This window comes from Micromonospora sp. NPDC049240 (assembly GCF_040647835.1).
GTDB lineage: Bacteria > Actinomycetota > Actinomycetes > Mycobacteriales > Micromonosporaceae > Micromonospora.
In genome coordinates this window covers 188,999-202,605 of sequence record NZ_JBEZCX010000008.1, presented here as the reverse complement: position 1 = coordinate 202,605, position 13,607 = coordinate 188,999, and the positions used below count along the sequence as shown (strand labels likewise).

At 76.4% G+C, this 13,607-nt stretch carries 12 protein-coding genes; 9 read left to right on the top strand and 3 right to left on the bottom strand.

All coding sequences use genetic code 11. The features are described 5' to 3' along the window. Positions 1–49: 49 nt before the first annotated feature. On the bottom strand, positions 50–1,483 hold the full coding sequence (locus tag AB0B02_RS14505) for an aldehyde dehydrogenase family protein (RefSeq protein ID WP_357300474.1): 1,434 nt from the start codon (positions 1,481–1,483) through the stop codon (positions 50–52). Between the two features lie 70 nt (positions 1,484–1,553). Here AB0B02_RS14505 and AB0B02_RS14500 point away from each other — a divergent pair, with 70 nt between their 5' ends. Further along, positions 1,554–3,146 carry an NAD(P)/FAD-dependent oxidoreductase gene (locus AB0B02_RS14500; protein ID WP_357300472.1) on the top strand — a complete coding sequence of 531 codons (1,593 nt, stop codon included), beginning with the start codon at positions 1,554–1,556 and terminating at the stop codon, positions 3,144–3,146. Positions 3,147–3,514: 368 nt separating this feature from the next. Here the strand turns inward: AB0B02_RS14500 and AB0B02_RS14495 are convergent, their stop codons facing one another. Together AB0B02_RS14495 and AB0B02_RS14490 are read right to left on the bottom strand one after the other, a co-directional pair. Beyond that, positions 3,515–4,282 carry a polyprenol monophosphomannose synthase gene (locus AB0B02_RS14495; protein WP_281939525.1) on the bottom strand — a complete coding sequence of 256 codons (768 nt, stop codon included), beginning with the start codon at positions 4,280–4,282 and terminating at the stop codon, positions 3,515–3,517. Positions 4,283–4,372: 90 nt separating this feature from the next. After that, positions 4,373–4,819 (bottom strand): SRPBCC family protein, encoded by a 447-nt coding sequence (locus AB0B02_RS14490; RefSeq protein ID WP_357300470.1) that lies wholly within the window; start codon positions 4,817–4,819, stop codon positions 4,373–4,375. 201 nt (positions 4,820–5,020) lie between these two features. Between AB0B02_RS14490 and AB0B02_RS14485 the strand changes: the two genes are divergently transcribed. From AB0B02_RS14485 to AB0B02_RS14450, 8 genes are read left to right on the top strand one after another with little or no spacing between them, the layout of a single operon-like run. Continuing rightward, positions 5,021–6,574, top strand: a complete 1,554-nt coding sequence (locus AB0B02_RS14485; RefSeq protein WP_357300468.1) for an HAD-IIIA family hydrolase — start codon at positions 5,021–5,023, stop codon at positions 6,572–6,574. Further along, positions 6,571–7,545, top strand: coding sequence for a glycosyltransferase (locus AB0B02_RS14480; protein WP_357300466.1), 975 nt, complete (start codon positions 6,571–6,573; stop codon positions 7,543–7,545). Before AB0B02_RS14485 ends, AB0B02_RS14480 begins: the two co-directional genes overlap by 4 nt. Further along, positions 7,530–8,747 (top strand): glycosyltransferase, encoded by a 1,218-nt coding sequence (locus tag AB0B02_RS14475; protein WP_281939531.1) that lies wholly within the window; start codon positions 7,530–7,532, stop codon positions 8,745–8,747. Before AB0B02_RS14480 ends, AB0B02_RS14475 begins: the two co-directional genes overlap by 16 nt. Then, positions 8,747–9,421, top strand: a complete 675-nt coding sequence (locus tag AB0B02_RS14470) for an SIS domain-containing protein (RefSeq protein WP_357300464.1) — start codon at positions 8,747–8,749, stop codon at positions 9,419–9,421. The genes AB0B02_RS14475 and AB0B02_RS14470 overlap by 1 nt, the downstream gene beginning before the upstream one ends. An 11-nt stretch (positions 9,422–9,432) precedes the next feature. Further along, positions 9,433–10,923, top strand: a complete 1,491-nt coding sequence (locus tag AB0B02_RS14465; protein WP_281939534.1) for a PfkB family carbohydrate kinase — start codon at positions 9,433–9,435, stop codon at positions 10,921–10,923. Continuing rightward, positions 10,920–11,627 (top strand): SDR family oxidoreductase, encoded by a 708-nt coding sequence (locus AB0B02_RS14460; RefSeq protein WP_357300461.1) that lies wholly within the window; start codon positions 10,920–10,922, stop codon positions 11,625–11,627. Before AB0B02_RS14465 ends, AB0B02_RS14460 begins: the two co-directional genes overlap by 4 nt. Further along, positions 11,624–12,583, top strand: coding sequence for a glycosyltransferase family 9 protein (locus AB0B02_RS14455; RefSeq protein ID WP_357300459.1), 960 nt, complete (start codon positions 11,624–11,626; stop codon positions 12,581–12,583). The genes AB0B02_RS14460 and AB0B02_RS14455 overlap by 4 nt, the downstream gene beginning before the upstream one ends. Next, on the top strand, positions 12,567–13,559 hold the full coding sequence (locus AB0B02_RS14450; RefSeq protein ID WP_357300457.1) for a DNA topoisomerase IB: 993 nt from the start codon (positions 12,567–12,569) through the stop codon (positions 13,557–13,559). Before AB0B02_RS14455 ends, AB0B02_RS14450 begins: the two co-directional genes overlap by 17 nt. The last annotated feature ends 48 nt before the right edge of the window (positions 13,560–13,607 follow it).

Sequence of the window (13,607 nt, the reverse complement as noted above, 5' to 3'; positions counted from 1 at the left end):
GACGAGGGAGCCCGGGACCGCGCGGTCCCGGGCCCGCCGTTGAGGGTGCTCACCAGTGGCCGCCGCCCGGTGCCTCCAGGTGGACCACCTTCACGGTGCTGAACTCGTCGAGCAGCTCCGGGCCGTACCCGAAGCCCTGGCCGCTGCCCCGGCGCGGCTGGGCGGCCCCGCCCGGCGCGCCACCGAACACGGCGTTGAGCTTGACGGTGCCCACCGGCAGCTCCCGCCAGGCCCGCTGCGCGTGGCTCATCGAGCCGGTCAGCACGGTGGCGGCCAGCCCGTACGGCGAGTCGGCCGCGCACCGCAGCCCCTCGTCGAACGAGTCGACCAGCACCACCGGCGCGACCGGGCCGAACGTCTCCTCGCGCACCAGCGCCATCTCGTGCCGGCAGCCGTCCACGACCGTGGCCGGGTAGAACGCGCCCGGCCCGCCCGGCGCCGCGCCCCCGGTGCGGATCCGGGCGCCCTGCGCCACCGCGGCGGTGACCTGCCCGTGCACGTGGTCCCGGTGCCGCCGGTCGACGAGCGGGCCGAGCTGGGTTTCCGGGTCGCGGCCGGGGCCCATGGCGAGCGCCTCGGCACGGGCCACCAACGCGTCGACGAACTCCTCCGCGACGTCGCGGTGCACGTAGACGCGTTCCACCGCGACGCAGATCTGCCCGGCGTTGGCGAAGCAGCCCAGCGCCGCCTGCTCGGCCGCCCAGACCGGGTCGACGTCGGCGTCCACCAGCAGCGGGTCGCTCCCGCCGTTCTCCAGCAGCACCTTGGCGCCGGTCCGCGCGCCCGCGGCGGCGATCGCCCGGCCGGTGCCGGTCGAGCCCACGTGGGCCACCACGTCCAGCTCCTGCCCGGCCAGCGTCGCGCCCACCTCGCCGCCGCCGGTGAGCAACGACAGCACGCCGGCCGGCAACGCCGAGTCCAGCGCCCGGGCCAGCAGCCAGCCGGTGCCCGGGGTGCGTTCGCTCGGCTTGAACACCACCACGTTGCCGGTCACCAGCGCCGCGCCGAGCAGGCCGCAGGAGACCGCCACCGGATCGTTCCACGGCGTGATCGCGGCGACCACGCCGCGCGGCTCCGGGGCCATGAAGTCCACCGCGGCGTGGCCGCCGTGCAGCGTCCGGCCGCCCCGCAGCGGGGCCAGCTCGGCGTACTGCCGGAGCGTGCCGACGCCCGCCGCCACGCCGCCGCGGGCGTCGTCGAGCGGTTTGCCCATCTCCGCGGTGGTCGCCTCGGCCAACTCGTCGGCCGCCGCCTCGACCGCGTCCGCGGCCCGGTGCAGCGCGGCGGCCCGCTCGGCCGGGGCGGTCGCCGCCCACTCCGCCGCCGCGCCCCGGGCCGCCTCCACCGCCTTGGCCACCTCGTCCACGCCGGCCACCGGCGCCCGGGTCACCGGCGTCCCGTCGGCCGGATCGTGGACGACCAACTCGCCGCCCTCGCCCCCGGCACCCCACACCCCACCTATGAGCTGCGCAACCGTGTACATGCCCGTGGTTGCCCCGGTCCGGGCCGGACAAACGCGTTTTGCCCGGTCACCGGCCGGGTAGGCGGATCGGATGACTTCCACCGCCGACGCCGTCGTCATCGGGGCCGGGCACAACGGGTTGGTGGCGGCCAACCTCCTGGCGGACGCCGGCTGGGACGTGCTGGTCCTGGAGGCCACCGAGGCGCCCGGCGGCGCGGTGCGTTCCGCGCACGTGACCGCCCCGGGCTACCTCAGCGACCTGTACAGCTCCTTCTACCCGCTCGGCTTCGCCTCCCCGGTGCTGCGCGGGCTGAACCTGGACCGCCACGGCCTGTCCTGGACCAACGCCCCCGACGTGCTGGCGCACCTGCTCCCCGACGGGCGGGCCGCGGTGGTCAACCGCGACCTGGACACCACCGCCGCGTCGCTGGAGGCGTTCGCCCCCGGCGACGGGGAGCGCTGGCGGCACGCGTACGCCGACTGGCTCCAGGTGGCGGAGCCGATGCTGGACGCCATCACCAGCCCGTTCCCGCCGGTCCGCGGCGGGGTGGGACTGTTGCGCCGGCTGCGGGTCGCCGGCGCGCTGCGGCTGGCCCGCCGGCTCGTGCTGCCGGTGCGCAAGCTCGGCGCGGAACTCTTCGAGGGTGAGGGCGGGCCGGCACTGCTGGCCGGCTGCGCGCTGCACACCGACCTGTCCCCGGAGGAGGCCGGCTCCGGCGTGTACGGCTGGCTGCTCGCCATGCTCGGCCAGCAGGTCGGCTGGCCGGTGCCGGTGGGCGGCGCGCAGCGGATCACCGACGCGCTGGTGGCCCGGCTGGTGGCGCGCGGCGGCCGGATCGAGTACGACGCCCGGGTCGAGCGGGTGCTCACCGCCCGGGGCCGGGCCATGGGGGTGCGGACCGCGGACGGGGCGGACTGGCGGGCGCGCCGCGCCGTGCTCGCCGACGTCCCCGCCCCGGCGCTCTACCTGGACCTGGTCGGCGCGGCGGCGCTGCCGCCCCGGCTGGTCGAGGATCTGGCGCACTTCAAGTGGGACGGCTCCACGCTCAAGGTCGACTGGGCGTTGTCGGCGCCGGTGCCGTGGCGGAACCGGGACGTCGCCGGCGCCGGCACCGTGCACCTCGGCGCGGACCTGGACGGCCTCACCACGTACGCCGCGGAACTGGCCCGGGGCGAGGTCCCGGTGGACCCGTTCCTGCTGGTCGGACAGATGACGGTGGCCGACCCGAGCCACTCGCCGCCGGGCACCGAGTCGCTGTGGTCCTACACCCACCTCCCGTTCCGCCGGAACTGGCGGGCCGAGGAGATCGCCGGGCACGTGGAGCGGATGGAGGAGGTGCTGGAGGCCGCCGCGCCGGGCTTCCGCGCGTCCGTCGTCGGGCGGCACGTGGCCGGTCCGGCCGATCTGGAGGCGGCCGAGCCGAGCCTGGTGGGCGGCGCGTTGGGCGGCGGCACCGCGGCCGCGTACCAGCAGCTCTTCCTGCGGCCGATCCCGGGACTCGGCCGGGCGGACACCCCGGTGGACCGGCTCTACCTGGCCAGCGCCTCGGCCCACCCGGGCGGTGGGGTGCACGGCGCGCCGGGCGCGAACGCCGCCCGCGCCGCGCTGGCCCGCGACCGCGCGTTCACCGGCCAGGTGTACGCCCGCGCGATCGCCGCCGCCCACCGCACCGTCTACCCCTGACGCCGCGCTGCCGCTGCCCCTGCCCCTGCCCCTGCCCCTGCCCGCGGTCCGGGCCCGGTGCCCGGCGCGCCTGACGCCCGACCGGGCGTCTCCCTGGCGGGATGATGCCATCACGGAAGGTAGTCGTTGTTGGGGGTCAGTGAGTGTCCATCCGCCGCCTTTGCTCTGCAGCCATCGACGCATCGGTGACGCAACGTGCCGACGGCGGGTCGCGTGCCGGCCGAACGGAAACGCTCGGTCGCAGGTCAGCGCGGTGCTGCGTCGAAGGCTGCAGAGCAAAGGCGGCGAGCATGTCACCTTACCGACGGCAAAGAAATCACGCTGCGTCATGTTGACGCAGCGTGATGGCTTGGCGTGCGACGGCTCGGTCAGGAGTCGATGTTGCGGTGGCGGGTGCGCAGCTTGAACGGCATCAGCGCGCTCTCGATCTTGGTGGCCGTGGTCATCTTCGAGTCGCCCTCGCGGCGCTCCTCGAAGCGGATCGGCACCTCCAGGATGGTGTGACCCAGCTTCGTGGCGAGGTAGTGCATCTCCACCTGGAAGCTGTAACCGTTGGACTGCACCCGGTCCAGCCCGATGGCGCGCAACGCGTCGGCCCGCCAGATCTTGAAGCCGGCGGTCAGGTCGCGGATCCGCACCCGCAGCAGCGTGTGCACGTAGAGGTTGGCCCAGCCGCTGAGCGCGCGACGGTAGAGCGGCCAGTTCTCGTCCAGCTCGCCGCCGGGCACGTAGCGGGAGCCGATGACCACGGACGCCTGGGTGGAGAGCAGCGCGCCGAGCATGCCGGGCAGCGCCTCCGGCGGGTGCGACATGTCCGCGTCCATCTGGGCGACGTACTCCGCGCCGTCGTCGATCGCGCGGCCGATGCCGTCCACGTACGCCCGGCCGAGGCCCTCCTTGCCGGGGCGGTGCACCACCAGCACCCGGTCCGGGTGCTCGATGGCCAGCTTGTCGGCGACCTCGCCCGTGCCGTCGGGGGAGTTGTCGTCCGCGACGAGCACCTTCAACCCGGGCAGTGGCAGCGCGAGGAGGCGCTCGACCAGCACCGGGAGGTTGCCCGCCTCGTTGTAGGTCGGAACGACGACGGTCAGGCGCGCGTCCGCCCACGGGGAGGGCAAGTGCACGGGTTCGATCATCACGGACTTCCTCGGTCGGCCGACAGGTTCACCTCAGAGGGTAGCCAGTCCGCTTTCCGGCGTCCGCACAGACGCCCCGCGATCGACGGCTCACCGCTCCGACTTCTGTCGCGTCGCGATGTCGGAGAGCCGGGCCAGCGTCTCCCGGTTCCGTAGATGCAGCACGAGGTCGTTCAGCTTGGTCCGGACCCACCGCAGCGGTCCGGCCGCGAAGTCCTCGCCGAGGGTGACCCGGGTCCGGCCGTCGTCCAACGGCTCCAGGACGAACGCCACGACCGCCTCGCCGGCCGGCCAGAGCCCGGCGCGCAGCACCAGCCGATGCGGCGCCTGACACTCCAGCACCGTGGACTTGTCCTGGAGCGAGAACGGCCACGGGCCGGCCCGGTGGTGCAACCGGCTGCCCACCCGGGGCCAGGTGTCGTCCACGTCCCGCACATGGGCGGTGCCCACCACCCAGTCGCTGTACGTCCAGCCGTCGGCCAGCACCTCGAAGACCCGGTCCGGGGGCGCATCGATCACTTTTTCCACAACCGCCACGAGTGTCCGGTACCCCGGGGCGGCCGTCGCTAACGGCAGCCGGGTTAGCTTCTCGGAGGCGGCGGGTAACCGGGGCTGACGTTTACTCCTCGGGGGGTCGGGAACCCGCCGCCCGTGCGACGGGACCACGAGCGGGATCAGTGCAGGTCAGCCCGGGTTTACCCGGGTGCTGACCGGCTCCCGTCCGGCCTGTACGAGGCGGTGCTGCTGGACCGCGACGGCACGCTGGTGGAGGACGTGCCGTACAACGGTGACCCGGAGAAGGTCCGGCCGGTGCCGGGCGCCCGGGAGGCGCTGGACCGACTGCGCGCGGCCGGGTTGCGGCTGGCCGTGGTCACCAACCAGTCCGGCCTGGCCCGGGGCTGTTTCACGGCGCACGACCTGCACCGGGTCAACGCCCGGGTCGAGGAGCTGCTCGGCCCGTTCGACAGCTGGCAGATCTGCCCGCACGCGGAGCCGGACCGGTGCGCCTGCCGCAAGCCGGCGCCGGGGCTGGTGCACGCCGCCGCGCGTGCGCTCGGCACCACGGCGAGCCGGTGCGTGCTGATCGGGGACATCGGCGCCGACATGGCCGCCGCCGCGGCCGCCGGCGCCGCCGGCGTCCTGGTGCCGACGCCCGCCACCCGGGCCGCCGAGGTGGCCGCCGCGCCGACCGTCGCCGCCGACCTGCCGGACGCGGTGGACACCGTGCTGACCCGGATGCGGCTGGTGGCCGCGCCGGCGCCCGACCGTCGGCGTCGCGCCGGCACCGTGCTGGTGGTCCGCAGCGACGCGGCCGGGGACGTACTGGTCACCGGTCCCGGCATCCGGGCCGTCGCGGCCGGCGCCCGCCGGGTGGTGCTGCTCTGCGGTCCCCGCGGCCGGGCCGCCGCCGAACTCCTGCCCGGCGTCGACGAGATCGTCGAATGGCCGTTGCCCTGGATCGACGCCCCCGCCCCACCGGTCGACCCCACCGCCATCCACGCGCTCACCGACCGGCTCGCCGCCGTGCACGCCGACGAGGCGGTCGTCTTCACCAGCTTCCACCAGTCCCCGCTGCCCCTGGCCCTGCTGCTGCGCCTGGCCGGCGTGCCCCGGATCAGCGCCGTCAGCGACGACTACCCCGGCGCCCTGCTCGACGTGCGCCACCGCGTCCCGGTCGGCGTGCCCGAACCCGAACGCGCGCTCTCCCTCGCCGCCGCCGCCGGCTACCCGCTGCCCGAGGACGACGAACCCGCGCTCCGCCTGCGCACGGACCGGTTGTCGCCCGTCCCGGCGGCGGCCGGAGCGCCCGGCTACGTGGTGCTGCACCCGGGCTCCTCGGTGGAGACCCGGGCCTGCCCGGTCGAGCTGGCCACCCGGGTGGTCCGGGTGCTCGGCGCCGCCGGCCACCGGGTGGTGGTCACCGGCGGGCCGGACGAGCGGGAGCTGACCGCGCGGGTGGCCGCCGCCGGCGGCGTCGACCTGGGTGGCCGGACCGGGCTGGCCGAGCTGGCCGCCGTGATCGCCCGGGCCGGCGCGCTGGTGGTGGGCAACACCGGTCCGGCGCACCTGGCCGCCGCGCTGGGCGTGCCCGTGGTCAGCCTGTTCGCCCCCACCGTCCCGTTCGGCCAGTGGGGACCGTACCGGGTTCCGACCGTCCGCCTCGGCGACGCGGGCGCGGCCTGCCGGGACACCCGCGCCACCACCTGCCCGGTCCAAGGCCACCCCTGCCTCTCCGCGGTCGAGCCGGGCCGGGTGCTGGAGGCGCTGCGGCTGCTCGGGGTGGCCGGATGAACATCCTGCTGTGGCACGTGCACGGGTCCTGGACCACCTCGTTCGTGCACGGCAAGCACCGCTACCTCATCCCGGTCAACCCGGCGCGCGACGCCTACGGACTCGGCCGGGCGCGCACCTACCCCTGGCCCGACAACGCCGTCGAGGTCACCGCGGAACAGCTCCGCACCACCGACGTCGACGTGGTCGTCCTGCAACGCCCCGAGGAACTCGACCTGGCGACCGAGTGGCTCGGCCGCCGCCCCGGCCGCGACCTCCCGGCCGTCTACGTCGAACACAACACCCCCAAGGGCGACGTCCCGAACACCCGCCACCCGATGGCCGACCGCGACGACCTGCTGCTCACCCACGTCACCGGATTCAACGAACTGTTCTGGGACAACGGCGCCACCCGCACCACAGTGGTGGAACACGGCGTCGTCGCACCCGCGGTCGAATGGACCGGCGAACTCGACCGCCTCGCCGTGGTGATCAACGAACCGGTACGCCGCTGGCGGGTCACCGGCACCGACCTGCTCGCCCGGTTCGCCGCGGTCGCCCCGCTGGACGTCTACGGCATGAGGGTGGCCGGGCTCGCCGCCCACCTCGGCCTGCCCGAGGACCGCCTGACCAGCCACGACGACGTGCCGCAGCACGCCATGCACGCCGAGCTGGCCAAGCGTCGCGCCTACCTGCACCTGTGCCGCTGGACCTCGCTCGGCCTCAGCCTGATCGAGGCCATGACGATCGGCATGCCGGTGATCGCGCTGGCCACCACCGAGGCCGTCGAGGCGGTACCGCCCGACGCCGGAGTGCTCTCCACCCGGGTCGACGTGCTGCTCGACGCCGCCCGGGGCCTGCTGGACGACCCGGCGGCCGCCCGCCGCGCGGGCGCCGCGGCCCGGGCCGCCGCCCGCGACCGCTACGGCCTGGAGCGTTTCCTCGCCGACTGGGACCGGCTGCTGGAGGAGGAAGTATGCGCATCGCGATGATCTCCGAACACGCCAGCCCGCTCGCCGTCCTCGGCGGGGAGGACGCCGGCGGCCAGAACACGCACGTCGCCGAACTCTCCGCCGCGCTCGCGGCAGCCGGACACGACGTCCGCGTGCACACCCGCCGCGACGCGGTGGACCTGCCGGTGACCGTGGCCGCCCCGGACGGGTACGAGGTGGTGCACGTGCCCGCCGGCCCGGCCGAGCCGGTGGCCAAGGACGACCTGCTGCCGTACATGCCGGCGTTCTCCGACTGGCTGACGGACCGGTGGCGCACCGAAGACTGGCAGCCCGAGGTGGTGCACGCGCACTTCTGGATGAGCGGGCTGGCCGGGCTCGCGGCGGCCCGGCGCACCGGCGTGCCGATCGTGCAGACGTACCACGCGCTCGGCACCGTCAAACGCCGCCACCAGGGCGCCCAGGACACCAGCCCGCCGGGGCGCGTCGACCACGAACGCGAGTTGGGCCGCGCGGTGGACCGGGTGGTCGCCCAGTGCCAGGACGAGGTCGCCGAACTGGTCCGGCTCGGGGTGCCGCGGTCCCGGATGACCGTCGTGCCGTCGGGGGTGAACCTGTCCACCTTCGACCCGCTGGGCCCGGTCGCCGACGCCGACGGCGGCCGGGCCCGCATCCTCACCGTCGGACGGCTGGTCGAGCGCAAGGGCTTCCAGGACGTCATCCGCGCCACCGCGCTGGTGCCGGACGCCGAGTGCGTGGTGGTCGGCGGCCCGCCCGCCGGGCTGCTGGAGACCGACCCGTACGCGATGCGGTTGCGGGCGCTGGCCCGGTCGCTCGGCATCGCCGACCGGGTACGCCTGGTCGGCGCCGTGCCGCGTGAGGAGATGGGCCGCTGGTACCGCTCCGCCGACGTGCTGGTGGCCGCCCCCTGGTACGAGCCGTTCGGGCTCACCCCGCTGGAGGCGATGGCCTGCGGCGTACCGGTGATCGGCACCGCGGTCGGCGGGCTGATCGACACGGTGGTGCCCGGCCGCACCGGCGACCTGGTGCCGGCCCGCGACCCGGGGGCGCTCGGCGCGGCGATCCGGGGCCTGCTGGCCGACCGGATCCGCCGCTTCGCCTACGCCACGGCGGCGCTGGAACGGGCCCGGACCCGCTACTCGTGGGCAACCGCGGCCGAGCGCCTCGGCGCGCTGTACGGCGAGGTGGCCGGCGTGCGTCGACCCACCCGGGTGGTCGCCTGATGACGGCCGCCCCGACGGCCGGCGGGACGGTGCTGGCGGACCACCTGACCCGGCTGGCCGGCGCGTTGCCGCCGCTGCGCGAGGCGGAACACCTGCTCGCCCGCTGGGGCGGGGAGCTGGCGCACCGCCTCGCCGCCGGCGGCCGGTTGCTGGTGGCCGGCAACGGCGGCAGCGCCGCCGAGGCCCAACACCTCACCGCCGAACTCGTCGGCAAGCTCCGCCACGACCGTCAACCCCTGTCCGCCATCGCCCTGCACGCCGAGACCAGCGCCCTCACCGCCATCGCCAACGACTACGGCTACGACGAAGCCTTCGCCCGCCAGGTCCGCGCCCACGGCCGACCCGACGACCACCTCCTCCTGCTCTCCACCAGCGGCACCAGCACCAACCTCCTGACCGCCGCGCACGCCGCCCACGACACCGGCCTGCGCTGCTGGGCCTTCACCGGACCCGCCCCCAACCCCCTCGCCGACCTCTGCCACGAGCGGCTGGCGGTCGACTCACCGGACGCCCAGGTGGTGCAGGAACTGCACCTGGTGGCCGTGCACGTGCTCTGCGAGTACGTCGACCGGGCGTTGCCGGCGGCGCTGGCCGCCCGGACCCCGGCCGGCCCGGTGCGCACCGGCGTCGAGGTGGTGCTCGGCGACCCGGCTCCGGAGGTGCAGACCCGATGAGGAGGTCGAGCATGGCGGGACCCGTGGTGGTGCTCGGTGACACGCTGCTGGACCGGGACGTCGAGGGGGCGGTGAACCGGCTCTGCCCGGACTCCCCGGTGCCGGTGCTCGACGAGACCGCGTCCGTCGACCGCCCCGGCGGGGCCGGCCTGGCCGCCGTGTTCGCGGCCGCGCTGGGCGCCGAGGTCGCGCTGGTCACCGCCGTCGCCGACGACGCCGGCGGGGCCCGGCTCGGCACTCTGCTCGCCGCCGCCGGGGTGCAGCTCTACGCGCTTCCGCTGGCCGGGGCCACGCCGGAGAAGGTCCGGCTGCGGGCGCGCGGGCGGGTGCTGCTGCGCCACGACCGGGGTGGGCCGACCGGGGTGCCGGGGGAGCCGGGGGAGGCCGTGCGGCGGCTGCTCGCCGGCGCGTCCGCGGTGCTGGTCAGCGACTACGGCCGGGGCGTCGCCGGGCACCCCGCGTTGCGTGCCGCGCTGGCCGCCACCCGGGCGCCGGTGGTGTGGGACCCGCACCCGCGCGGCCCGGCTGCCGTGCCCGGGGTGCACCTGGCCACCCCCAACGAGCCGGAGGCCCGGGACCTGGCCAAGACGCCGCCGGGCGGGTCCCGGCTGGCGAACGCGTCCCGGAGCGCGCAGGCGTTGCGCCGGCGTTGGCAGGCCGGCGCGGTCGCGGTCACGTTGGGCGGGGACGGCGCGTTGCTCTGCCACGCCGGTTCCACCCCGCTGGTGGTCCCGGCGCCGCCCGCCGAGGGGGACACCTGCGGCGCGGGGGACCGGTTCGCCGCCGCGGCCACGCTGGCGCTGGCCCGGGGCGCGCTGGTGTCCGAGGCGGTGCAGGAGGCGGTCGCCGAGGCGTCCGCGTACGTGGCCGGCGGAGGCGTGACCACGGCGTTGCCGGCGCCGGTCCGGGCCGTCGCCCCGACGGTGGTCGCCGCCGGTGGGGACCGGATCGGCGCGGTCGCCGCCGGCGAGGTGCTGGCCCGGGTACGCGCCGCCGGCGGCACCGTGGTGGCCACCGGCGGCTGCTTCGACCTGCTGCACGCCGGGCACGTGGCGACGCTCCAGGCGGCCCGGCAGCTCGGCGACTGCCTGGTGGTCTGCCTCAACTCCGACGCGAGCGTGGCCGGGCTCAAGGGGCCGGAGCGCCCGGTGGTGCCGCAGGGCGACCGCAGCCGGCTGCTCGCGGCGCTCGGCTGCGTCGACGCGGTGCTGGTCTTCGACGAGCCGACCCCGCACGCGGCGCTGTCCTGGGTGCGTCCGGACATCTGGGTTAAGGGCGGTGACTACGCCAGCGGCGGCGGCGCGGAGACGCTGCCGGAGTCGGCGATCCTGGCCCGCTGGGGCGGCCACACGGTGGTGGTGCCGTACCTGGCCGGGCGGTCCACCACCGACATGATCGCCGCGGCCCGCGCCGGCCGCGGCAGCGCCGGCTGGCCGGCCGGCCCGGTCGCGGAGACCGGTCCGGAGCCGGTCGTCCGGTCCACGGCGAAGGGAGCACGATGAACGCGCCTCGCAACCGGCCCGGTGCCGGGCCGACCGTGCTGGTCACCGGCGGGTCCAGCGGCCTCGGCGCGGCGGTGGTCGCGGCCGTGGCCGGCGCCGGTGGCCGGCCGCTCGTGCTGGACCGGCAGCGCCCCGCCGACGGGGTGCCGTGGGTCGAGTGCGACCTGGCCGACACCCGGGCCGCCGAGGCCGCCACCCGGGACCTCGCGGAACGCTCCGGCGGCCTGGACGCGGTGGTCACCGCCGCCGGCCTGGACGTGCCCGGGAAGCTGGCCGACGTGCCGGCGGAGACCTGGGAACGCATCGTCACGGTGGACCTGCTCGCCACCGCTGCGGTGATCCGGGCCGCGTTGCCCTTCCTGGAGGAGTCCCGGGGCACCATCGTCACGGTCGCCTCCACGCTCGGCGTCAAGGCGGTCGGCGACGCGACCGCCTACTGCGCGGCGAAGTTCGGGGTGGTCGGGTTCACCCGGGCGCTCGCCGCCGAGCTGGCCGGCGCGGTCGGGGTGACGCTGTTGATCCCCGGCGGCATGCGCACCGCGTTCTTCGACGAGCGCGACGAGCAGTACCGGCCCGGGCCGGACGCCGTGCTCAACGAGCCGGCCGACACCGCCGCCGCGGTGCTGTTCGCGCTCTCCCAGCCCGCCGGCTGCGCGGTCCGCGAGCTGGTGGTCTGCGCCGAGCGGGAGTCGTCGTACCCGTGATCCTGGTGCTGCGCGCGCTCGGGGTCGGTGACCTGGCCACCGCGGTCCCGGCGCTGCGTGGCCTGCGCGCCGGGCTGCCCGGCCGGGAGTTGGTGCTGGCGGCCCCGGCCTGGCTGGCACCGCTGGCGGCGCTGACCGGGGCGGTCGACCGGGTGCTGCCCACCACGGGACCGGACCGGATCCGGTGGACCGGGCCGCCGCCCGAGGTGGCGGTGAACCTGCACGGTCGGGGACCGGAGTCGCATCGGGCGCTGGCCGCCGTCCGGCCGGGCCGGCTGGTCGCCTTCCGGAACCCGCCGGCCGGCCACCTCGACGGTCCGGCCTGGGACGCCGACGAGCACGAGGTGCGTCGCTGGTGCCGGCTGCTGCACGCGTACGGCCTGCCGGCGGACGCCGGGGACCTGGCGCTGCGGCGGCCGGCCGCGGTCGGCGTACCGGCCGGCGTGACGGTGCTGCACCCGGGCAGCAAGGTGCCGGCGAAGCGCTGGCCGGCGGCCCGTTTCGCGGGGCTGGCGCGGGTGCTCACCGCGCGCGGCCACCGGGTGGTGTTGACCGGTTCGGCAGACGAGCGGGCGCTGGCCGCCCGGGTGGCCCGCGACGCCGGCCTGCCGCCGACGGCGGTGCTGGCCGGGCGGACCGGCCTGACCGAGCTGGCCGCGCTGGTGGCCGACGCCCGGGTGGTGGTGAGCGGCGACACCGGCGTGGCGCACCTGGCCACCGGGTACCGGACCGCCTCGGTGGTGCTGTTCGGCCCGGTGTCGGCGGCACTCTGGGGCCCGCCGCCGGAGCGGCGCCGGCACCTGGTGCTCGGCCGCGTCGAGGCCGCCGGATCCGACCCGGATTCGACCGGTTCCGGCGGGGTAGGAACGCATCCGGCGTTGGATGCCATCGGGATCGACGAGGTGGTGGCGGCGGTGGCCGAGGTGGAACGGGTCTCCGGTGCGGTTGCGGCGTAGCGACCCGGGCCGGGCGGGGTACGCCCGGCGGCGGCGCGGCAAGGGCTGGCTCTTCCTGGACGCGACTGGCGAACCGGTGCGCGACGCCGACGAGCTGGCCCGCCTGCGCGAGCTGGTGGTGCCGCCCGCCTGGCGGGACGTGTGGCTCTCGCCGCACCCGAACGGGCACATCCAGGCCACCGGCATCGACGCGGCCGGCCGCAAGCAGTACCTCTACCACCCGCAGTGGCGGCGCAAGCGGGACGAGGCGAAGTTCGACCACGTGCTGGAGGTGGCCCACCGGCTGCCGGCGCTGCGGGACCGGGTCGCGCACGACCTGACGCTGCGTGGGCTGCGGCGGGAGCGGGTGCTGGCCACCGTGACCCGGCTGCTCGACATGGGCGCGTTCCGGGTGGGCAGCGACCAGTACGCGACCGGCGACGACCCCACGTTCGGCGTGGCGACGCTGCGACCGGAGCACGCCCGCTCCCGCGGCGGGTGCGTGGTGTTCGAGTTCCCGGCCAAGGGCGGCATCGACCAGGTCCGCCGCGTCGAGGACGCGGAGCTGTGCCAGGTGCTGCTCAACCTGCGCCGGCGGCGGCGCGCCCAGGAGCGGCTGTTCGGCTACTGGGACGGTCGCGCGTGGCGCGACGTGCGCAGCGACGAGGTGAACGACTACCTGCGCGACGCCAGCGGTGGGGAGATGACCGCGAAGGACTTCCGCACCTGGCACGCCACCGTGCTGGCCGCCGCCGAGCTGGCCTCGGTGGGCCCGCAGCGGTCCGCCACCGCGCGCCGCCGGGCGGTGGCGGTGGTGATGCGCTCGGTCGCCGAACTGCTCGGCAACACGCCGACGGTGGCCCGCACGTCGTACGTGGACCCGCGCGTGGTCGACCTGTACCACGGCGGGGTGCTGGCGCCGGTGCAGCCGGAGATGCCGCGCGAGGCGGTGGAGAAGTCGGTGCTGGCGCTGCTGGAGGAGGAGGCGGCCGACTGACCCCCGACCGGCCCCGTCGGTCCTGGGGGGAAAGCGACGGGGCCGGAA